Source organism: Lysobacter antibioticus (assembly GCF_000731095.1).
GTDB classification, from domain to species: domain Bacteria; phylum Pseudomonadota; class Gammaproteobacteria; order Xanthomonadales; family Xanthomonadaceae; genus Lysobacter; species Lysobacter antibioticus_B.
In genome coordinates, this window is the sequence record NZ_JMTZ01000043.1 from 20,351 (window position 1) to 40,731 (window position 20,381).

Below are 20,381 nucleotides of genomic sequence, written 5' to 3' on the forward strand. Positions count from 1 at the left end.
GGCTCCGGTAAAGTGGACGACATGACCTCCATCCGTGCGCGTTCCTTCTCCAAATCGCTGCGCCGCTATTCGGCGCTGCTGCTTCTGCTGCCGCTCAACAGTCTGGCCTGGGGTCCGCAGGGGCATCGCCTCGTCGCGGCGCTGGCCTGGGACGATCTGCGTCCGAACGTACGCGCCGAAATCGCCAAGATGCTCAAAGGCGAAGCCGACCCGTCCCTGCCCGGCATCGCCAATTGGGCCGACGACCTGCGCAGCAGCAACCCCACACTCGGCAAAGAAAGCGCCAAGTGGCACTACGTCAACCTCGCCGAGGACGACTGCCATTACGACGCCGCGCGCCATTGCCCCAAGGGCAACTGTGTGGTCGAGGCGATCCGCACCCAGACCGCGATCCTCGCCGACCGCAGCCAGTCCCAAGACAAACGCCTGCAGGCCCTGAAGTTCGTGGTCCATTTCGTCGGCGACGTGCACCAGCCGCTGCACGCCGGCTTCGGCCGCGACAAGGGCGGCAACGATTACCAGTTGCAGATTCCCGGCGAGCCGGAACCCGTCGACGGCTACGGCACCAACCTGCACTCGCTGTGGGACAGCAAGATGCTGTCGATGAGCAAGCGCGACTACACGGCTTATCTCAAGTACCTGCGGCAGACCCCGGCGCCGGCCGCGACCGCTCTCGGCCTGCCGCCGGCCTCGCCCGCCTGGGCCGAGGCCTCGTGCCGGATCGTGCTGCAGCCGGGTTTCTATCCCGACGGCCACATACTCGAACCGGCCTATGTGGAAACCTGGCGCCCGGTGGCGGAAACTCAGCTGCGGCTCGGCGGCGCGCACCTGGCCGGCGTCCTCAACGCCGCGCTCGCGCATCGCTGAGCGCACCGGCCGCCTGCCGGCCTGATCGACGGGCGGCCCGCCCCTGCCGCGTCCATCGGGCGGGATCGCCGCCAGGAGCTTTTCGTATGTCGCCGCAGGTTATGTCGCCGCAGGTCGTGCCGTTCCATCATCGCGAAACCGGGACCTGGTCGTATCTGGTCGCCGACCCGGCGACGCGTGCGGCGGCCATCGTCGACCCGGTGCTCGACTACGACGCACGCTCGGGCCGCACCGGCCTGGGCAGCGCGCAAGCCCTGCTCGACGAAGCCGCGCGCCTGGGGCTGCGCATCGACTGGCTGCTCGAAACCCATGCCCATGCCGATCACCTCAGCGCGGCCCACGCCCTGCGCGAGGCCATCGCCGCTGGCGGCGCGACGCCGCCGCGGATCGCGATCGGCCGCGGCATCGGCGAGGTCCGGCGTGTGTTCGCGCCGCTGTTCGGCCTGGCCGAGACCGAGGCGGTCCCGGCCTTCGACCATCTGTTCGCCGACGACGAAGGTTTCGCCATCGGCGATCTGCAGGCGCGGGCCATCCCGGTGCCAGGCCACACCCGCGACAGCCTCGCCTATCTGATCGGCGACGCCTTGTTCACCGGCGACACGCTGTTCCTGCCCGACAGCGGCACCGCGCGCTGCGACTTCCCCGGCGGCAGCGCGGCGATGCTGTATCGGTCGATACAAACGCTGTACCGGCTGCCCGACGCCACCCGCGTCTTCGTCTGCCACGACTACGGCAAGCCCGAACGCGAGCCGGCCTGCGAAACCACGCTCGGCGAACAGAAGCGCAGCAACATCCACGTGCGCGCCGACACCGGCGAGGCCGAGTTCGTCGCCTTGCGCGAGCAGCGCGACGCCGGGCTGCAGATGCCGGCGCTGATCCTGCCGGCGCTGCAGGTCAATCTGCGCGCCGGCGCCCTGCCCGAGCCCGAGGCCAACGGCGTGCGTTACCTGAAACTGCCGCTCGACCGGTTCTGAGGCGACTCAACCGGCTTCGCGCTACTCTCGTCCTGACTCACACTCGACAGGTCCGCAATGAACCCGATCCGCCGCCGCTGGCTGGGCGCCTTGTGCACGCTCGCCGCGGTTTTCGCGGCCGCTTCGGCGCACGCCGCGCCGAAGCCCGAGACTGCACCGATCACGGTGTTCGCCGCCGCCAGCCTCAAGGAATCGCTCGACGAAGCCGCGGCCGCGTACACCCGGGCCAGCGGGCAATCGGTGCGGGTGTCCTACGCCGCCAGTTCCGCCCTCGCCCGCCAGATCGAACAGGGCGCGCCGGCCGACGTCTTCCTCTCGGCCGACCGGGACTGGATGGACTACCTGCAGCAACGCAAGCTCATCGACGCCGGCAGCCGCCGCAATCTGCTCGGCAACCGCCTGGTGCTGATCGCGGCGAAGGCCAGTAGCGCCCAACGGGTCGCGCTCAAGCCCGGCGTCGACCTGCGCCCCCTGCTCGGCGACGGCCGCATCGCCCTGGCCCTGACCGGCAGCGTGCCGGCCGGCAAGTACGCACGCGCGGCGTTCACCTCGCTCGGCGTCTGGACCGCGCTGCAACCCAAGGTCGCCGAGGCCGAGAACGTGCGCGCCGCGCTGATGCTGGTCGCGCGTGGCGAGGCCCCGCTCGGCGTGGTCTACGCCAGCGACGCCCGCGCCGAACCGAAGGTGCGCGTGTTGGCGACCTTCCCGGCCGACAGCCATCCGCCGATCGTGTACCCGGTCGCCCGCGTGAGCGGCAGCCGGCAGCCGCGTGCGGCGGTGTTCGCGCAGTGGCTGAAGAGCCCGGCCGCGGCGGCCATCTTCCGCCGCCACGGTTTCGCGACCCTGGACTGACCGCGCGACGATGTTCGACTTCAGCCCGGCCGAACTGACCGCGATCGCGCTCAGCCTCAAGGTCGCCACGGTCGCGACCCTGGGCAGTCTGCCGCTCGGCATCGCGATGGGCTGGCTGCTGGCGCGCACCCGTTTCCCCGGCAAGCTGTTGTTCGACACCTTGCTGTACCTGCCGCTGGTGTTGCCGCCGGTGGTCACCGGCTACGCCTTGTTGATCCTGTTCGGCACCCAAGGCGCGGTCGGGCGTTTCCTGTCGGACTACTTCCACTTCAGCTTCGCCTTCCGCTGGACCGGCGCCGCCCTGGCCAGCGCGATCATGGGGTTTCCGTTGATGGTGCGGGCGATCCGCCTGTCGATCGAAGCGGTCGACCGCCGCCTCGAACAGGCCGCCTCGACCCTCGGCGCGAACCGCTGGCGGGTGTTCTTCGGCGTGACCCTGCCGCTGGCCTGGCCCGGGCTGGTCGCCGGCGCGGTGCTGTCGTTCGCCAAGGCGCTCGGCGAGTTCGGCGCCACCATCACCTTCGTGTCCAACATCCCCGGCGAAACCCAGACCCTGTCGTCGGCGATCTACGGGCTGATGCAGGTGCCCGACGGCGAGTCCGGCGTGCTGCGGCTGGCCCTGGTCGCGGTGGCGATTTCGTTCGCCGCGGTGTTCGCCTCGGAGTGGCTGGTGCAACGGCAGCGACGCGAGACCCACCGATGACCGAGACCAAGCCGGATCGCGACCGTAGCGTGGGCGATCCGCCCATGGACGACCTCCATGTCCTCGATTTCAGCCTGCGCCGCGGCAGCTTCGAACGCAGCGTGAGCATTCGCAGCCGCCATCGGGTGATCGCCCTGGTCGGCGAATCCGGCGCCGGCAAGACCTCGCTGCTGTATGCGGTGGCCGGGCTGCTGCGGCCGCAACGCGGCCGCATCGAGATCGCCGGCCGCTGCCTGTTCGACAGCGAACGCGGCATCGACGTACCGGTGCATCGCCGCCGCATCGGCTACGTGTTTCAGGATGCGCGCCTGTTTCCGCACCTCAACGTGCGCCGCAACCTGCTGTACGGCCTGCACGGCGAAGCGCGGCACTCGCCGCGCTTCGCCTTCGAGGCCATCGTCGACTTGCTCGGCATCGCGCCCTTGCTCGAGCGCGATACCGCCGGCCTGTCCGGCGGCGAAAGCCAGCGCGTCGCCCTGGGGCGCGCGCTCTTGTCCCAGCCGCACATCCTGTTGCTGGACGAGCCGCTTTCGATGCTGGACATGAACCGCCGCGACGAACTGTTGCCTTATCTGCAGCGGGTACGCGACGAGATCGCGTTGCCGATGATCTACGTCAGTCACTATCCCGAGGAAGTACGACGCATCGCCGACGAGGTGCACACTGTCGGTGCCTGAGCGCGTCGGTTGCGCAAGCCTGGCGCGCAGCGTTCGGAGGAATGCTTCGAATCGACGGCGATGCCGTCAGCGCTTGACGTCGACCGGAACGAAGGTGACCGACCGCCCCTGGAACACCGGCTTCATGCCCGAACTGCCGGCGACGAGCTCCAGGGCACTGCGCGCCGGTATGCGATCGACCTGCAGGCTGACGCCCTTGCCGCTGTCGTCGAGCACCTGCGGATTGGTCAGGATCAGGCCGGCCTGGGTGGCGATGCGACCGGCGACTTCGCGCGGCATTTCATCCGTCGCCGCGAGGGAGACCATCGGTTCGCCGGGCACCGAGTGCAAATAGACCGATTCGGTCTTCGGCGCGTCGGCGGGTTGGCCGGCCCATACGCCGAAACCGGTGGCAGAGGCGACCAGGGCGAGCACAACTACGCCGATTGCGACCCGCTTCGGCGCAGGCAAAGGTTGCTTGAGCATGAGAATTCTCTCCTTCAAAGGATGGGCTTGCGCCCAGTGGCATGCCAACGGCGAAGGGTTCGCCGCCAGCAGGGTTTTCAACATCGCTTCGCCGTAGGTACGCCGCGAGCGGGGATGCCGGGCGAGCACGCGCAGATCGCAGGCCAGCTCCTGGTCGTGGCGGAAACGGCGCACGGCGTAATGCAGCAGGGGGTTGAACCAATAAACGCAACGCAACAGAACGACGAAGGCATTGACGTGCAGATCGCCGCGCCGGATGTGGCTGCGTTCGTGGGTGCGGATCAAGGCCTGCTGTTCGATCGAGTAGCGCGTGTCGAAATCGCGCTGCACCACGATGCGCGGCCGCAACAGGCCGAGCGCCGCCGGCAACCCGAGGATCGCTTCGGCTTGATAGAGGCCGTCCTCGCGGCGCGCGACGCGGCCAAGCCCGCGTTGGAAACGCCGTTGCTGGCCTAAGGTCGCTACGGCCATGACGATGGCGCCTGCAAGCCAGACGGCGAGCAGCCAAGGCATCGGGTCGAAATCGGACGACGCGGCCGCCTGCATCGACGGCGGCGGGATCGGTGCGGCGCTTGCGCCGGCGACCACCGCAGGCAATCTGTGCCCTGCCCTCGGCAGCAACACCGCGATCATCAGCAGCGGCACCAGTGCCCAGGCGGCATAGCCGATCGCGGCACCGAAAGCGCGGCGCAGCGGCAGGCGCGCGGCCAACACGAACAACACCGCCAGACTCGTCGCCACCGTGGTTTCGATCAGCCAGGTCGTCCATTCCGTACCCATGATCATGAGTCGCTCTCCAAACCGCCGGGGATTGCCGTTGCGTTCACGGCGCCGCATCTTGATGCGACACGCCTGCCAGCGACGTCAGTGCGCGTCATCGTCGAGCTCGTCGAGCAATTTGCGCAGATCGGCGATGTCCTTGCGGCTGAGCTTGCGCTGCTCGCTGAAGTGCGCGACTAGGGGCGCGACGCGGCCGTCGAACAAACGGTCCAGCAGGCTGCGGCTCTCGCCCATCACCCAGTCCTCGCGCTTGAGCACCGGCGCGTACAGATAACGGCGGCCGTCCTTGTCGGCGCGCACGGCCCCCTTGTTCAACAGCCGGTTGAGCAGGGTCTTGATCGTCGCTTCCTGCCAGTGCTGACTGTCGGCGAGCGCGGCGATGACCTCTTCGGCCGACTGCGGGTGGCGGCGCCACAACACGTCCATGACGAGAGATTCGGCTTCGCTGATCTGCATCGTTTACATCCGTAGTTTTTATTTAGATTACGCCTGTAAACGATGCTGTCAAGCCCGCCCTCGGCGGAATGCGATACTGCTCGCATGACCGCTCCCGCCCGCTTCGATTCCCTCGACGACGCCGTCGCTTTCCTCTACGAACGGCTGCCCGGCCCACTGCATGTCGGTGCCCCGCTCGGCCTGGGCAAGCCGCATCGGCTGCTCAATGCGCTGTACGCCCGGGCCGAACGCGAAACCGCGCGTCCGCTGCATCTGTACACGGCGCTGTCGCTGGATCCGCCAGGAGCCGGCAAGGGTTTGGAGGGGCGTTTCGTCGGTCCGTTCGCGCAGCGCCATTTCGGCGACGACTTCCCGCGCCTGCGCTATGTGCAGGCGCTCAAGCGCAACACCCTGCCGGCGCATATCGAGATCGAAGAGTTCTATCTGCAATCGGGCGCGCTGCTCAACGCCGTCGCCGCCCAGCGCCGTTACGCCAGCCTCAACTACACCCACGTCGCACGCGCTCTGGCCGACCGCGGCGTCAATGCCATCGTGCAGAAGGTCGCGGCCGAGCCCGGCGGCGATCGCCTGTCCTTGTCGTGCAACACCGACCTGACCTGCGATGCGGTCGACGCGATCGTCGCCCGCGGCCTGCCGCGGCCGGTGCTGATCGCCGAAGTCGATCCGCAACTGCCCTGGCTCGGCGGCAGCGCCGCCGTCGACCCCGGCTTTTTCGACGCAGTGGTGACTCCGCCGGGTCCGCATCCGAAACTGTTCGGGCTGCCCCGGCAACCGGTCGCCGACGCCGACTACGCGATCGGCTTCTACGCCAGCACCCTGGTGCGCGACGGCGGCACCCTGCAGATCGGCATCGGCACCCTGGCCGATGCGCTGTGCCATGCGCTGGCGCTGCGGCATACCGACAATGCGGCGTACTTGCGGGTGGTGAAGGCGTTGGGGGTCGAAGTGGACGAAGCGGGTGCGCCGGTTGGGCGAACCGCTTTCAGCGCCAATGACCTGAGCTTGGGGCGTAACGCGATGGCGCCGGTTGCGCCGGTTGGACAACCTGCTTCTAGTGCCAATGACCTGAGCTTGGGGCGTAACGCGATGGCGCCAGTTGCGCCGCTTGGACCATTTAGCACTGGGCTTTTTGGCTGTTCCGAGATGATCAACGAAGGGTTTCGGCGTCTCGTCGAAGTCGGCGTGATCAAGCGCAAGGTCGTCGACGACCTGGAGCTCATGCGCCGGCTCGACGACGGCAGCGCAAGCCCCGCAGACGATGCGCGGCTCGAAGACGAAGGCGAATTCCTGCAGGGCGGCTTCTATCTGGGCTCGCCGGACTTCTACCAGTGGCTGCGCACCTTGTCGGACGAGCAACGGCGCGGCATCGGCATGCGCCGGATCAGCGAGGTCAACGAACTCTACGGCGGCAACGAGACACTCGAACGCCTACAACGCCGCGATGCGCGTTTCTTCAACAGCTGCATGATGGCGACCGCGCTCGGTGCGGCAGTCTCGGACACGCTCGACGACGGCCGTGTCGTGTCCGGCGTGGGCGGCCAATACAACTTCGTCGCCATGGCGCATGCGTTGCCGAACGCGCGCTCGGTGTTGATGCTGCGCTCGACCCGCGAAAGCGCCGGCACGGTGCGCTCCAACGTGGTCTGGAACTACGCCCAGGCCACCATTCCGCGCCATCTGCGCGACGTCTACATCACCGAATACGGCATCGCCCACCTGCGCGGCAAGACCGACGAGGACTGCATCGAGGCGATGTGCGCGATCGCCGACACGCGCTTCGCCGGCGCCCTGCGCGAAGCTGCACGCGCCTCCGGCAAGCTGGCGCCGGGCGCGGCGCAGCCGGCGTCGAGCGCACGCGGCGGCGCCAACACCCCGGAACGTTTGCGCGACCTGCTCGCCCCGTTCCGCGCCGACGGCACCCTGCCCGACTATCCGCTCGGCAGCGACTTCACCGAAGTCGAACAACGCCTCGTCAAGGCGCTAGGCCTGTTGAAGGCCAGTACGACCACGCGCGCGGGCACCGCCCGCACCGTGCTGCGGGCCTTGTTCTCCCGGCCCGGCCACGACCGCGAGGCCATGCAACGGATGGACCTGGTACGACCGGCCGGCCTCGGCGACAAGCTGCAGGCGCGACTGCTGTCGTGGGCGCTGGCACAAGACGGGCAAGGCTGAGCTCGCTTATTCAGGCCTAGTGTCCAGCGTAGACCAATCGAGGCGCTGCGGGCCGCAAGTCCATCCAGATTCGTTGCCGTTGCCGTTGCCGTTGCCGTTGCCTTGATGAGCTTGGCGCAGGATCGAATTTGCGAGAACACCCAGAGACCCGGAGGGCGCCGCACAGGACGTGCGGCGTTTTTCGATAAGACAGGGATGTCTTATCGAAAAATCCCGGCGCGCGCACCGACCTCGCAGGGGAGCTTCGTCAAGGAGAGCCCTTTTCTTTGGTTATCTTTCTTTTGGGCTTAGCAAAAGAAAGTAACCCGGCCGCGTCAGCGGACGGAAGCCTTGCTGTGGCTGTTGCTTCATAGCTCTGCGGCAAGAAGCGCCGCAACCGCCAGCGGCGCGGTCGCGGCTTGCGCCGCTCCTACCCCGGCGAAAGCACGCCGCGTCGATGAATGACATCGGCTTTGGGGCCTCTGCGCGTCCCGCGGTCGCGGCTCATGACCGAAGGAAATCCAGTAGGACGCCGCTCCTACAGGAGAAGGATTCGCAAGGCTCCGCTCTTCAAGCAAGAGCCGACCCTCAGTAGGCCCCCTGCGTCTCGCCCGCGGGCGCCCGCTTACGCGCCGATACGCGAGCGAACAGCCGATACCCGAGGCGGATGCCCGGTTTCTCGACGAAGCGATAGGTCAACCACGCGGCCGGAATCGCCAGCGCCAAACTGATCGCCGCACAGCCGGCATACGCCGCTCCCGGCGGAAGGTGCTCGTGCGACCGTGCGAACACGCCATACAAGAGCGACACCACAAACGGATGCACGAGATAAAGCGAGTAGCTGATCGTACCCAGGAAACAGGTCGCACGATTCACCAGCAGCCGATTATTTGCCAGCAACAGGCCGAGCAGCATCGCGCCGTAGAACACGGCGCTCTGGTTCCAACCGCTCAACCCAGGCACCGGCGGCAGCATCCGATAGAACAATAAGGCGTTGCCGATCACGCCGACCAACAACAGAGCAACGCCGAGCGGTCGGCGAATGCGCACGGGCTTGTCGCGCAGGCATAACCAGAGCTGAAACAGGACGCAGCCCCAGGCCAATACCAGCCAATGCGTCAAAGCCAGCAGCAAGGGCGCGATGCGGAACCACCGGTTCAGATAAAAACTGCGCAAGGCCACGCCCGATGCGGCATGGCGCGGCCAGGTCAGGGACAACGAAAACGCACTCATGACGAAGAACAGGGCGACACGGGTGACCGCCCATCGACGAACGGCAGGAGCGCCGCTGGCACGGCGAGATCGGGATCGGCCATCGCCATGACGTGATAGATCACCACATACAAGGCGGCCAGTCCGCAGCGCATCCAACTGGGGCAAGCGGGACTGCAGCGGCTCGGTGTCGAGGTCTTGTGCCATGCCATGTCATGGCCTCGGCAGCTAAGGAAGGACTCGGTCGCCGGCGCGATCCGCCGGAGGGCGTCATCCGGCTCGGTTCCGGATCGGCCCTGAGCCTCGTCATGGGTTGGTGCGACCGCCGGAGCGTCGTCGCACCTTGCCTTGCAGGCCCACGCCGCCGAGCGGCGGCGCGGCCTGCCGGGACCGGTCAGGCCAGGTTCTTGACCGCCGACACCACGCGCTCGACGGTGAAGCCGAAGTGCGGGAACAGGGCCTCGGCCGGGGCCGAGGCACCGAAGCCGTCGATGCCGATCACGTCGCCGTCCAGGCCGACATACTTGCGCCAGAAGCCGGTGACGCCGGCCTCGATCGCAACGCGCTTGCGCACCGCATTGGGCAGCACCGACTCGCGGTACTCGAAGGGCTGGCGGTCGAACACGTCGCTCGACGGCATCGACACCACGCGTACCTTGAGGCCTTCGGCGCTAAGCACGTCGGCAGCCTGGGTGGCGAGGCCGACTTCGGAACCGGTCGCGATCAGGATCGCGTCCGGGGTGCCTTCGCTGTCGCGCAGCACGTAGCCGCCGAGCGCGATCTGCTTGACCTGCTCGTCGTTGCGCGGCTGATGCATCAGGTTCTGACGCGAGAAGATCAGGCAGCTCGGGCCGTCCTTGCGCTCGATCGCCGCACGCCACGACACCGCCGACTCGACCGCGTCGCAGGGACGCCAGACGTCGTTGTCGGGGATGTAGCGCAGCGACGCCAGGTGCTCGACCGGCTGGTGGGTCGGGCCGTCTTCGCCGAGACCGATCGAATCGTGGGTGTAGACGTGGATCGCGTGCGCGCCCATCAGCGCGCTCATGCGCACGGCGTTGCGGGCGTAGTCGCTGAACACCAGGAAGGTGGCGTCGTAGGGGATGAAACCGCCGTGCAACTGCAGACCGTTGCTGATCGCGGTCATCGCGAACTCGCGCACGCCGTAATAGATGTAGTTGGCGTTGGGGTCGTCGGTCGCGACCGACTTGCTGCCCTTCCACAGGGTCAGGTTGGAATGCGCCAGGTCGGCGGAACCGCCGATCAGTTCCGGCAGCAGCGGCGCGAAAGTCTCGATCGCCATCTGCGAAGCCTTGCGCGAGGCGATGGTCGGGCCGTCGGCCTGCAGCTTGGCGATGTAGGCGTTGGCCTGGGCGAGGAAGTCGTCGGGCAGCTCGCCGTGCGAACGGCGGGTCAGCTCGGCGGCCTCGTCGGGATAACGCGCGGCATAGGCGTCGAACAGACGGTTCCACTGGTCCTCGCGGACCAGGCCGGTGCTGCGCGAACGCCAGCCGTCGTAGATGCTTTCGGGAATCTCGAAGTCGCCGTACGGCCATTCCAGCGCGGCGCGGGTCGCGGCAATCTCGTCCTTGCCCAGCGGCGCGCCGTGCGAGGATTCCTTGCCGGCCTTGGCCGGCGAGCCGAAGCCGATGGTGGTGCGGCAGCAGATCAAGGTGGGCTTGTCGTCGTGCTTGAGCGCGGTGTCGATGGCGGTCTTGATCTCGACCGCGTCGTGACCGTTGACGTTGCGGATCACGCGCCAGCCGTAGGCCTCGAAGCGGGCCGGGGTGTCGTCGGTGAACCAGCCGTCGGTGTTGCCGTCGATGGAGATCTTGTTGTCGTCCCAGAACGCGACCAGCTTACCCAGGCCCCAGGTGCCGGCGAGCGAGGCGGCTTCGTGCGAGATGCCTTCCATCAGGCAGCCGTCGCCCATGAACACCCAGGTGCGGTGATCGACGATGCTCAGCTCGGGGCGGTTGAAACGCTGCGCGAGCAGCTTCTCGCCGAGCGCCATGCCGACCGCGTTGGCCAGGCCCTGGCCGAGCGGGCCGGTGGTGGTCTCCACGCCCGGGGTCATGAAGTTTTCCGGGTGGCCCGGGGTCTTGGACTCGAGCTGGCGGAAGCGCTTGAGGTCTTCGATCGACAGGTCGTAGCCGGACAGGTGCAGCAGTGCGTACTGCAGCATCGAACCGTGACCATTGGACAAGATGAAGCGGTCGCGGTTGAACCACTTCGGATTGTTCGGGTTGTGGGTCAGGTAGTCGTTCCAGAGCACCTCGGCGATGTCGGCCATGCCCATCGGCATGCCCGGATGACCGGAGTTGGCGGCCTGCACCGCGTCGATGGCGAGGAAACGAATGGCGTTGGCAAGGTCGCGGCGGCTGTGCGTCGTCATGGGAGTCTGCATGCTGGGGGCTTGGAAGCCGCTCCCGACGGGACCGGCGAAGAGCCGCCATTGTCCCATCCCGGCGCCGCCGTGTCGCCCCGAACCACTGGCCGAAAGCCGCACGCCGGGCTTGCAAATGCGCGGAAAACCGCGCTGGGCCTGCTCTGAGGGCAGGATCGGCACGCTCGCCACAAGCGATCGGTGCGCTAGGCCACGAAGCCCGCAGGGCCGATCGTGCCGACGGTCGCGCAAGCCCTTGCGCAAACGAAAAACCCGCCGTTCAGGCGGGTTTTCGTGCGCTCGGGCAGCGGCCTCAGTCCGCCAGGCTTTCGGCCGGCGGATCGGCGACGCCGCGCGACACCATCGCCGCGATGGCGATGTCGCCGGTGACGTTGAGCGTGGTCCGGCACATGTCGAGGAAGTGATTGACGCCGAGGATCAGGCCGATACCCTCGGCCGGCACGCCGACCATGGCGCAGATCATCGCCACCACCGGCAGCGAGCCCGAGGGCACGCCGGCGGTACCGATGCCGCCCAGGATGCATACCAGCATCACCATCACCTGCTGGCCCAGGCTCAGGTCGACGCCGAAGAACTGGGCCAGGAAGATCACCGTGACGCCTTCGAACAAGGCGGTGCCGTTCTGGTTGGCGGTCGCGCCGACGGTCAACACGAAGCGCGACACCCGACGCGGCAAGTGCAGCTCGTCTTCGGCCACGCGCAACGCAGTCGGCAGGGTGGCGTTGCTCGACGCGGTCGAGAATGCCAGCACCATCGCTTCCTGTACGCCCTTGAAGAACTCCATCGGCGAGCGGCCGCCGATGAACTTCAGGGCCAGCGAATAGACCACGAACAGATGGATGGCGAGCGCAGCGACCACCACCGCGACGTACTTGGCGAGCTTGAACAACAGGTCCCAGCCGAACGCCGAAGCCAGGTTGAACATGAAACAGAACACCGCGTACGGCGCCAGCTTGATGACCAGGCCGATCAGGGTCATGGAGATGTCGAACAGGCCCTGGATGCCTTCGCGCAGAGTGTCCACGGCCTTGGAGCGGGTCAGCACCATGCCCACGCCGATCATCAGGGCGAAGAACATCACCGCGAGGATGGCGTCGTCGGCGGCGGCCTGGATGACGTTGCTGGGCACGATCGAGACCAGCATCTGAATGCCCTTGGGCGCATTGGCGCTGCCCTGGACGATGCTCTGCGCGCGCTCGGCGTTCTCGCTCATCAACAACTGCGCCTGGGCCGGGTCGACGCCGGCGCCGGGCTGAAACAGGTTGACCATGACCAGGCCGAGGATCACCGCCAGCGCCGACATCAGTACGGTCAGGCCGAGCGTGCGCCAACCCACACGGCCGAACGAACGGATGTCGCCCATCTCGCTCACGCCCATGACCAGCGCCGAGAACAGCAGCGGGATCACCAACATGAAGATCAGGCGCAGGAAGATTTCGCCGGCCGGGCCGGTGACGGTTTCGGTGAGCAGCTTGAGCAGCGGGCGGCACTGCCAGGCGATGTCGGCGCCGGCCGTGGTGGCCGGACAGACCTGGCCGGCCAGTTGCGCGTAGGTGACGCTGCCGATGCCGGCGGCGTAGACGATCAGGCCGAGGACGAGGCCCGCGAGGAAGCCGATCGCCATCTTCCAATGCAACGGCAGCGGCTTGCGCGCGTTAAGGTTTTCGCTCATGAATCCGGCCTGGCCCAAACAGCGGGCAGGATACACCAGGGGCTTGCGGCGGCCTCGCTGCGTCGCAGCCATACCGGCCGAGGCCGGCGGAGCACGCGTCGGCGGGCGGAGCGGCGATCGCGGCGCCCGCTCAGGGCGCCGGCCGGCTTAGGAGGGCTCGTTCGAGCATGGCTCGCTCGAACATGCCTCGCTCAAGCAGGGCTCGCTCAGGACGGCTTGCGCGGGGGATACAGCGGCGGCAACGGTGACGCTGCCGTCTGCTCCGCCTCGTGCCACGACGGCCCCTGGGCGAAGGCCTGACGCAGTTGCGCACGCGCGGCGACGCCGTCGCCCCCGCCCCAGCGCGCGCGGCGCAGGGCCTGTACCGCCTCGCGCTGGGCCGGATCGGCCAGGCGCTCGACCAGTTCGTCGTCGTCGGCCGCCGGCGGATGCGCCAGCGAACGCAGCACGGTCGCGATGTGGTCGAAATCGGCCAGATCGATCATCTGGCGCAAAGCCGGCACGTTGACCGGCACGCGTTTCACCGCAACGCTGGCCTCCGCAGTGGCCTCGGCGCCCGGTTTCGGCAGCAAGCTGGCCGGATGGCTGCGCAGATGCAAGGCCCAGACCAAGGTCGCCAACCACAGCGCCGCGAACAGCAGCGCCGCCAAGGCCCAAGCGCTGGAGATGCCGCCCGCGGGCGCGGCGCCGACAGCCGCTCCCGCCGCACCGGCCGGCAAGGCATCGGCGAGGGTCGTGGCCGCCCCTGCGGCACCCGCAGCCGCAGGAGCCGCGGCGGCCGCACCGCCCGCCGCCGCGATCGTCCACGACAGCGGCGGCAGCGCGCTGCTGCGCGGCTTGCCGGTGGCGACGTCCCACCACTCCATGCGCAGGCCGTCGAGCCGGGTCGGGCCGGTGCGCGAGGGCACCAGCGAGAACTTGCGCGTCAGCTTCACCCGAGGGCGGCCGTCGGCGAAACCGTCGTCGGCCTGGACCGGCTCGGGAAACACTTGCACGCCGTCGATCGGCGGCAGTTCCAGCCCGGGCAACTGCGCCGCGTTGGCGCCGTCGACCGTCGCCTCGACCACCAGGGTCGCCGCGCTGCCGACTCGCAGTTCCTGCGGCGTGGAGCGATAACGCAGGTTCAGGTCGTGCAAGGGCAGCCACGGCTGCGGCGCGTCGGCCGGCAGCGCCTGCACGTTCAGATTGCGCGGCCGGGCGCGCGCGCGCAGTTCGTCGCCGCTGCCGCCCATGATCTGGTCGATGAAGCTCGGCGCGCTGCGCCCCTCGAACAGCGCCGCCGGCACGCTGAGCGCGCCGCTGCGTTCGGGCACCAGCAGGAAACGCCGTTCGACCACGGTGTAGCGGCGTCCGGCGATATCGCGGCTGTACTGCGCGTCGTCGCCGACCCGCATCAACGACGCGCCCTCCGGCACCGGCTGGTCGATCTTGCCGGCCAGCAAGGGCACCGCCGCGTACAGGCGCACCACCCAGCCCACTGCCTGTTGCACGTAGGGGCTGAGGTCGTCGGCCTCGCTCTCGATGAAGACGTCGCCGCCCGCGCCCTGCGGCGCGCTGGCCGGTTCGCCCAGCACTTCCAACTCCAGGGGCTGGGTGCGCTCGCTGCCGACTTGCAGCGCCGCAATCGCGATGCGGCCGCTGCGGCGCGGCTGCAGCAGCACCGAGAATTGGCTGCGCACGGCCAGGCCGTTCTTGCCCGGCACCATCTCGCTGTTGCTGCGGCTGGCGCTCAACACGAAATCGCTGCGCAGCGGAGCGAAGTCGGGACTGTTGCCGAGCGAGCCGGTGGTCTCGACGTTCAAGGTCACCGTTTCGCCGGCATTGATGCGCTCGCGGTCGAGCCAGGCGCGCGTTTGCGCGAACGCGCCCGTGCTGAGCGTCGCCAGCAACAACCACAACCCAAGTTGGCCCATCCATCGCGACATCGGTTTCAATCCCCTCGCAGCGCTTCCATCTGGCGCCGCTCGTATTCGATCTTGAACTTCTCGCGCAGCAGGCCGCCCGGATCGTCGGGGACGCGCTTGAGCCAGGCTTCGTTGGCGAGCCGGCGTTCGCGCTCGGCCGGTGTTTCCTGCCCGGGCTTGCGCCCGGCGGCGGGCTGTTGCGCAGGGTCCTTGCCCTGGCGCGCGAGTTCGCGTTGCATGCGTTCGCGCTGGGCCGCATCGGCCTTGCGCTGGGCTTCGCGGTCGGACGGCTTGGATTCGCCACCGGGCTTCGGCTGGGATTGGGCGGGGTCGCCGGAGTCCTGCGAGGGCTTGGGCGGCACGGGCTTCGGCGACGCCGGCGACTGCTGCGGTTGCCCGCCCTGCTGCCCCCCCTTCTGCGAATCCTGGCCTTGGCTGTCGTTCTGGCCGTTCTTGCCGTCTTGCGATTTCGAGTTTTTGCCGTCGCCGCCGCCCTTCGGCGGCGGCGGGCGCTTCATCGCCGCTGCGACTGCGCGCTTGTTGGCCAGGGCGTCGGCCATGTCGGGCTGCAGCTTGAGCGCGCGATCGTAGGCCGCGATGGCGTCCGGATAACGCCCCTGGCGCGCCAGCGCGTTGCCGAGGTTGTACTGCGCATCGGCGCCTTGCGCGCGCTGATAGAGCTCGCCGGCACGCTCGAACTCGCCCTTGCGATAGGCCTGGGTGCCTTCGCGCATGCGTTCGTGCGCGGCCTGGTCCGGGCGCTGCCACAGGCCCTGCGCTTGCGCCGGCTGCATCGCCGGCCAGCACAGGCAGACCAGCACGACCGAGGCCACGCCGCTGCGACGGCGGAACGCGAACAAGGCCAGCAGCATCAACAGCGGCAACAGCCAATAGCCGTTGTCTTCGCGGGCCAGGCTCTTCTCGCCGCGCGCGCTGCCGGCCTCGGTCACCTCCGGCGCCAGCAACCGCAGCGTCTGCAAGTCTTCATCGCCGCGGCCGATGCTCGCGTAACGACCCTCGCCGTCGGCGGCGAGTGCGCGCAGCGAATCGGCATCCAGCTTGACGTTGACGATGCTGCCGTCGGGACGCTGGAACGGGGTCGCGGTTTCGCCGCCCAGGCCCAGTACCGAGACGCGATAACCGCGATCGGCGGCCTGCGCCGCGGCGCGGCGCGCGGCCGCGTCGGCACGGTCGGTCATCAACACGATTTCGCCACGTTCGAAACCGGCCTGGGCGAGCAGGCGCGCGGACCATTCGACGGCACGGTCGCTACGCTGGCCGTCGCCCGGCATGACATCGGGCGACAGCGCATCCAGGAACACCGCGACGTTGCGCGCGTCGTCGGTCAGCGGTGCCACCGTATAGGCATCGTCGGCGTATACGACCAAGCCGACCTGTCCGCCATCGCGCAGCTTCAACAGAGTCGCGAGCTTGGCTCGCGCCTGCGCCAGCCGCGTCGGCGGCAGGTCGCCGGCCAGGGTCCGGCTCGACAGGTCCAGCGCGATCACCAAGGGCGTGCTGCCCTGCCACAAGGGCTGCTCGCTCTGGCGCCAGCTCGGCCCGCTCAGGGCCAGCACCGCCAGCGCATAGGCGAACAACGCCGTCGCCGCGGCGAAACGCGAACGACGGCCGTCGCGGCCGTCGAGCAGATGCGGCAGCAGATGCGGATCGACCGCGCTGCGCCACACGCTGCTGCGATTGCGGCGACGGCGCCACACCCACGCCAACAACGGCAGCGCCAGCAAGGCCCACAGCCAATGCGGACGCAAGAACTGCAAGGGCGCCAGATTCTGCAGCCACAGCGACGGGTTCATGCCAGCCTCCGTCGCGGCCACGCGAAGGCCAACAGGGCCAGGGCGAACGCGGCCGCCAACGGCCAGACATAGCGTTCGATGCGTGGCCGCACCGCTTTGCCGGGGCGCTGCACCGGTTCGATGCGGTCGATCTCGGCGTAGATGCCGGCCAACTCGGCGGTGTCGCGGGCGCGGAAGAAACGCCCGCCGGTGGTCTGGGCGATGGCGCGCAACGAGGTTTCGTCGAGCGGATCGCCGCCCGGCACCGCGATCTTGAAACCGAACAGAGACAAGGAACCGTCGCCGCCGAAGGCGATGGTGTGGATGCGCACTTGATGATCGCGCGCGAGCTCGGCGGCCTTGTTCGGATCGAGCGCACCGGCGGTATTGACGCCGTCGGTCAGCAGGATCAGTACGCGCTGGCCGGAAGGCTGCTCGCGCAGACGCTTGACCGCCAGGCCGACCGCGTCGCCGATCGCGGTTTCCTGCCCGGCCAGGCCGACCACACTGTCCTTGAGCTGGTCGCGCACGGTGTCGCGGTCCAGGGTCAAAGGCGTAAGCACGTAAGCTTGGCGACCGAACACGATCAGGCCGATGCGATCGCCGACGCGGCGATCGAGAAAGTCGGCGAGTACCGCCTTGGCGGCGGTGAGGCGGTCCACCGGCGCATCGTTCAGGGCCATGTCCGGCTCACTCATGCTGCCCGACAGGTCGAGGGCGAGCATCATGTCGCGACCGGCCTGCGGCGGCTGCACCGCTTCGCCGAGCTGCTGCGGGCGCGCCGCGGCGATGCACAACAAGGCCCAGGCCAGCCACAGCAGCCAACCCGCACTGCCGCCGCGCAGGCTGCGTCCGCCGACGGCGGCGATCGCATCCAGGCGCTCGCCGAACGGCACCTTGAGTGCGGCCGAAGCATCGCGCGCGGCCGGCAACAGCCAACGCGCAAACAAAGGCAACGGCAAGGCCAACAGCCACCAGGGCCAGGCGAACAACTCGCGCCAATCGCTGAGCAAGGACATCAACGCGCCCCCATCCAGCGCAGGAAGCGTCGCCTGGCGAGTTCGCGCAAGGCCGCGACCTGGGCCGCATCGGCCTCGCGCCGATAGCCGCCGTCGAGCAACAGGCGCCCGGGGCCGTCGACGAAGTCGCTGCGCTTGCTGCCGCGATCGAGGAACTCCAGCCACTGCTCGCCCTGCAGGCGATCGGCCTCGCGATCGTGGCGACGCGCGGCGCGACGCAACAGCTCCGACATCGCCGCGACTTCGGCCGCTGGCGTGGCGACGGCTTCGAGTGCCTGATCGAAGACCCGCGCGATGTCGCGCCGCCGCCGTTGCCGGCGACGCTGCCAGAGATATACCGACAGCGCGACGATCGCGACCACGGCGATCAGCATCCACCAGCCCGGCGCCAGCGGCCACAGGGACGGCGCATCCGGTTGGTGGACATCGCGCAGCGGCAAGGTCGCATCCATCACGCCACCAACGGCCGCGAACGGCCCAACAGCGGCAACCACGATTCGCTCGGCGCCTCGGTCGACAAGGCCTGCACGCGCACGCCGCGCGCCGGCAGTTTCTCCAGCGCGACCTGTACCGGCGCGACGAACTGATCGTGCCAACGCTTGCGTTGCGCATCGATGCCGAGATCGAGTTCGACCCGCTGGCCATCGCGGCTGAACGGCAACGCCGTCTGCGGCGGCTCGGTTTCGATCGGATCGGTCAGCAGCAGCACGATCACTTCATGATGTTGGGCGAGCACCGGCCAGCGGCGCTGCGGCAAGGCCGCGATGCTGGCCGGGTCGGCGAGGACGATCAAGCGCGAACCCGGCCGCAACAAGCGCGCGGCGTGATCGAGCGCGACCTCGAGGCCGGCATCGTCGGCCGGCGGCTGCGCATACCAGCGCACCATCGCATCGAGCACGCGCAAGGCGCCGCGCGGGCCCGAAGCCGGCGTCACCGGCGGTTCGCGCAGACTGCCGCGCAGCGCGGCGATGCGGTCGCCGTCGCGCGCCGCGGCCCAGGCCGCGACCGCACCCGCGCGCGCCGCCTGCACCGACTTGAAGCGTACGCGGGTACCGAAATACAGCGAAGGCGCGGTGTCGGCGACGATCAAGGTCAAGCGCTCGCGCTCGGCCTGGAACAATTTGGTATGCGCGCGGCCGGTACGCGCGGTCAGGCGCCAATCGATATGACGTGCATCGTCGCCGTGCGAATACTCTCGCGACTCCGCATATTCCATGCCGCGCCCGCGCAACGGCGACAAGGCCTGCCCGCTGACGCCGTGACGGCCCAGGCGCGCGCTGCGGCGCCCGCTGACCGCCGCGCGCAGCGCGACCAGTTCCGCCAGCCCCGGAACGATGCCTTCGCTCATCGGCCCATTCCGCTTGCGCGCATGTCGCCGTTACGAATCCCGGATCCCGATTCGCGCATCGCGGCGCTCAAGGCAACGGCACCTTCTTGAGCAATTCCCCGAGCAGGCGGTCGCCGTCCCAGCCTTCGGCGGTGGCCTCGTAGCTCGGCAGGATGCGGTGACGCAGCACTTCCGGAGCGATCGCACGCACGTCGTCGGGGGTGACGAAATCGCGGCCTGCGAGCCAGGCATGCGCGCGGGCGCAACGCTCCAGCGCGATCGAACCGCGCGGGCTGGCGCCCCAGGCGATGCGTCGCGCCAGCGCCGCGTCGTAGCGCGCGGCGTCGCGCGAAGCCAGCACGATTTCGATCAGGTAACGCTCGACCGCCGGCGCCACATGCAGGTCGAGCACGGCCGCGCGCGCGGCGAACACGTCGGCCTGCGGCATCTTCTCGACCGGCGTGGTCGCGGTTTGCAAGGTCTGGCGGGCGCGTTCGCGGGCCAGGCGCAGGATCTCGGTTTCCGCGGCGGCTTCCGGATAGCCGATGCGCACATGCATCAGGAAGCGGTCGAGCTGCGCTTCCGGCAAGGGGAAGGTGCCCTCCTGCTCGATCGGGTTCTGCGTCGCCATGACCAGGAACAACGGCGGCAAGGCATAGGTCGCACGGCCGACCGTGACCTGGCGCTCGCCCATGGCCTCGAGCAGCGCCGACTGGACTTTGGCCGGCGCGCGGTTGATTTCGTCGGCAAGCAGGATCGGGTGGAAGATCGGCCCGGCCTGGAACTCGAACCTGCCCTCCTGCGGGCGCCAGACTTCGGTGCCGGTCAAATCGGCCGGCAGCAGGTCGGGCGTGAACTGGACGCGGGCGAAATCGGCTTCCAGGCGTGAGGCCAGGGCACGCACCGCACTGGTCTTGGCCAGGCCCGGCGCGCCCTCGACCAGCAGATGGCCGTCGGCGAGCAAGGCGATCAACAGCCGTTCGATCAGTTCGGCCTGACCGACGATCTCCAGCGCGAGCGCATCGCGCAGGGCGCGGAAGGCATCGTGCAGGCGCGCGGTCTCGGCGCCGGCCTGCGCGGGAACGGTGTCACGGGTGCGATCGAGGCTGCTGTCCATCCGGT

The 20,381-nt window shown here is 68.7% G+C and carries 17 protein-coding genes; 6 read left to right on the forward strand and 11 right to left on the reverse strand.

The window, feature by feature from the left end; translation table 11 throughout:
• The first annotated feature begins 21 nt into the window (after nt 1–21).
• The 5 genes from EX88_RS0113985 to EX88_RS0114005 all read left to right on the forward strand — a co-directional run bounded on the left by EX88_RS0113985 (nt 22) and on the right by EX88_RS0114005 (nt 4,073).
• Entirely contained in the window at nt 22–867 is an 846-nt protein-coding gene (locus tag EX88_RS0113985; RefSeq protein WP_051885119.1) for a S1/P1 nuclease, read from the forward strand.
• 86 nt (nt 868–953) lie between these two features.
• On the forward strand, nt 954–1,841 hold the full coding sequence (locus EX88_RS0113990) for an MBL fold metallo-hydrolase (protein ID WP_430536913.1): 888 nt from the start codon (nt 954–956) through the stop codon (nt 1,839–1,841).
• Nucleotides 1,842–1,898: 57 nt separating this feature from the next.
• The gene (gene modA, locus EX88_RS0113995) at nt 1,899–2,693 is read left to right on the forward strand and encodes a molybdate ABC transporter substrate-binding protein (RefSeq protein WP_031372610.1); all 795 of its coding nucleotides are present in this window, start codon (nt 1,899–1,901) and stop codon (nt 2,691–2,693) included.
• 10 nt (nt 2,694–2,703) lie between these two features.
• Nucleotides 2,704–3,396 (forward strand): molybdate ABC transporter permease subunit, encoded by a 693-nt coding sequence (modB, locus tag EX88_RS0114000; protein WP_031372611.1) that lies wholly within the window; start codon nt 2,704–2,706, stop codon nt 3,394–3,396.
• A gap of 44 nt (nt 3,397–3,440) precedes the next feature.
• The gene (locus EX88_RS0114005; RefSeq protein WP_031372612.1) at nt 3,441–4,073 is read left to right on the forward strand and encodes a molybdenum ABC transporter ATP-binding protein; all 633 of its coding nucleotides are present in this window, start codon (nt 3,441–3,443) and stop codon (nt 4,071–4,073) included.
• A 66-nt stretch (nt 4,074–4,139) separates the two neighbouring features.
• On the opposite strand, the gene EX88_RS0114010 is transcribed toward EX88_RS0114005, so the two are convergent.
• Both EX88_RS0114010 and EX88_RS0114015 read right to left on the reverse strand, forming a co-directional pair.
• On the reverse strand, nt 4,140–5,324 hold the full coding sequence (locus EX88_RS0114010; protein WP_051885110.1) for a M56 family metallopeptidase: 1,185 nt from the start codon (nt 5,322–5,324) through the stop codon (nt 4,140–4,142).
• 78 nt (nt 5,325–5,402) lie between these two features.
• A complete protein-coding gene (locus EX88_RS0114015; protein WP_031372614.1) occupies nt 5,403–5,774 on the reverse strand; it encodes a BlaI/MecI/CopY family transcriptional regulator in 372 nt (123 codons plus the stop codon).
• Between the two features lie 84 nt (nt 5,775–5,858).
• Between EX88_RS0114015 and EX88_RS27140 the strand changes: the two genes are divergently transcribed.
• Nucleotides 5,859–7,946, forward strand: a complete 2,088-nt coding sequence (locus tag EX88_RS27140; RefSeq protein ID WP_031372615.1) for an acetyl-CoA hydrolase/transferase C-terminal domain-containing protein — start codon at nt 5,859–5,861, stop codon at nt 7,944–7,946.
• A 567-nt stretch (nt 7,947–8,513) separates the two neighbouring features.
• On the opposite strand, the gene EX88_RS0114025 is transcribed toward EX88_RS27140, so the two are convergent.
• The 9 genes from EX88_RS0114025 to EX88_RS0114065 all read right to left on the reverse strand — a co-directional run bounded on the left by EX88_RS0114025 (nt 8,514) and on the right by EX88_RS0114065 (nt 20,376).
• Nucleotides 8,514–9,344, reverse strand: a complete 831-nt coding sequence (locus tag EX88_RS0114025; protein WP_152566268.1) for an acyltransferase family protein — start codon at nt 9,342–9,344, stop codon at nt 8,514–8,516.
• 187 nt (nt 9,345–9,531) lie between these two features.
• The gene (gene tkt, locus EX88_RS0114030; protein ID WP_031372617.1) at nt 9,532–11,532 is read right to left on the reverse strand and encodes a transketolase; all 2,001 of its coding nucleotides are present in this window, start codon (nt 11,530–11,532) and stop codon (nt 9,532–9,534) included.
• A gap of 304 nt (nt 11,533–11,836) precedes the next feature.
• The gene (locus EX88_RS0114035) at nt 11,837–13,216 is read right to left on the reverse strand and encodes a dicarboxylate/amino acid:cation symporter (protein WP_031372618.1); all 1,380 of its coding nucleotides are present in this window, start codon (nt 13,214–13,216) and stop codon (nt 11,837–11,839) included.
• 206 nt (nt 13,217–13,422) lie between these two features.
• On the reverse strand, nt 13,423–15,141 hold the full coding sequence (locus EX88_RS0114040) for a BatD family protein (protein ID WP_031372619.1): 1,719 nt from the start codon (nt 15,139–15,141) through the stop codon (nt 13,423–13,425).
• A gap of 5 nt (nt 15,142–15,146) precedes the next feature.
• Nucleotides 15,147–16,934 carry a tetratricopeptide repeat protein gene (locus EX88_RS0114045; RefSeq protein WP_031372620.1) on the reverse strand — a complete coding sequence of 596 codons (1,788 nt, stop codon included), beginning with the start codon at nt 16,932–16,934 and terminating at the stop codon, nt 15,147–15,149.
• A complete protein-coding gene (locus EX88_RS0114050; RefSeq protein ID WP_031372621.1) occupies nt 16,931–17,932 on the reverse strand; it encodes a vWA domain-containing protein in 1,002 nt (333 codons plus the stop codon). The genes EX88_RS0114045 and EX88_RS0114050 overlap by 4 nt, the downstream gene beginning before the upstream one ends.
• A complete protein-coding gene (locus EX88_RS0114055) occupies nt 17,932–18,387 on the reverse strand; it encodes a DUF4381 domain-containing protein (RefSeq protein ID WP_161786129.1) in 456 nt (151 codons plus the stop codon). Before EX88_RS0114055 ends, EX88_RS0114050 begins: the two co-directional genes overlap by 1 nt.
• The gene (locus EX88_RS0114060; RefSeq protein WP_031372623.1) at nt 18,384–19,280 is read right to left on the reverse strand and encodes a DUF58 domain-containing protein; all 897 of its coding nucleotides are present in this window, start codon (nt 19,278–19,280) and stop codon (nt 18,384–18,386) included. Before EX88_RS0114060 ends, EX88_RS0114055 begins: the two co-directional genes overlap by 4 nt.
• A gap of 67 nt (nt 19,281–19,347) precedes the next feature.
• The gene (locus EX88_RS0114065) at nt 19,348–20,376 is read right to left on the reverse strand and encodes an AAA family ATPase (RefSeq protein WP_031372624.1); all 1,029 of its coding nucleotides are present in this window, start codon (nt 20,374–20,376) and stop codon (nt 19,348–19,350) included.
• Nucleotides 20,377–20,381: the final 5 nt, after the last annotated feature.

Excerpts from the sequence above, each read along its gene's own strand:
- EX88_RS0113985 (WP_051885119.1), top strand. The coding sequence starts at position 22 with ATGACCTCCATCCGTGCGCGTTCCTTCTCCAAATCGCTGCGCCGCTAT.
- EX88_RS0113990 (WP_430536913.1), top strand. The coding sequence starts at position 954 with ATGTCGCCGCAGGTTATGTCGCCGCAGGTCGTGCCGTTCCATCATCGC.
- modA (WP_031372610.1), top strand. The coding sequence starts at position 1,899 with ATGAACCCGATCCGCCGCCGCTGGCTGGGCGCCTTGTGCACGCTCGCC.
- modB (WP_031372611.1), top strand. The coding sequence starts at position 2,704 with ATGTTCGACTTCAGCCCGGCCGAACTGACCGCGATCGCGCTCAGCCTC.
- EX88_RS0114005 (WP_031372612.1), top strand. The coding sequence starts at position 3,441 with ATGGACGACCTCCATGTCCTCGATTTCAGCCTGCGCCGCGGCAGCTTC.
- EX88_RS0114010 (WP_051885110.1), bottom strand. The coding sequence starts at position 5,324 with ATGATCATGGGTACGGAATGGACGACCTGGCTGATCGAAACCACGGTG.
- EX88_RS0114015 (WP_031372614.1), bottom strand. The coding sequence starts at position 5,774 with ATGCAGATCAGCGAAGCCGAATCTCTCGTCATGGACGTGTTGTGGCGC.
- EX88_RS27140 (WP_031372615.1), top strand. The coding sequence starts at position 5,859 with ATGACCGCTCCCGCCCGCTTCGATTCCCTCGACGACGCCGTCGCTTTC.
- EX88_RS0114025 (WP_152566268.1), bottom strand. The coding sequence starts at position 9,344 with ATGGCACAAGACCTCGACACCGAGCCGCTGCAGTCCCGCTTGCCCCAG.
- tkt (WP_031372617.1), bottom strand. The coding sequence starts at position 11,532 with ATGACGACGCACAGCCGCCGCGACCTTGCCAACGCCATTCGTTTCCTC.
- EX88_RS0114035 (WP_031372618.1), bottom strand. The coding sequence starts at position 13,216 with ATGAGCGAAAACCTTAACGCGCGCAAGCCGCTGCCGTTGCATTGGAAG.
- EX88_RS0114040 (WP_031372619.1), bottom strand. The coding sequence starts at position 15,141 with ATGTCGCGATGGATGGGCCAACTTGGGTTGTGGTTGTTGCTGGCGACG.
- EX88_RS0114045 (WP_031372620.1), bottom strand. The coding sequence starts at position 16,934 with ATGAACCCGTCGCTGTGGCTGCAGAATCTGGCGCCCTTGCAGTTCTTG.
- EX88_RS0114050 (WP_031372621.1), bottom strand. The coding sequence starts at position 17,932 with ATGTCCTTGCTCAGCGATTGGCGCGAGTTGTTCGCCTGGCCCTGGTGG.
- EX88_RS0114060 (WP_031372623.1), bottom strand. The coding sequence starts at position 19,280 with ATGAGCGAAGGCATCGTTCCGGGGCTGGCGGAACTGGTCGCGCTGCGC.
- EX88_RS0114065 (WP_031372624.1), bottom strand. The coding sequence starts at position 20,376 with ATGGACAGCAGCCTCGATCGCACCCGTGACACCGTTCCCGCGCAGGCC.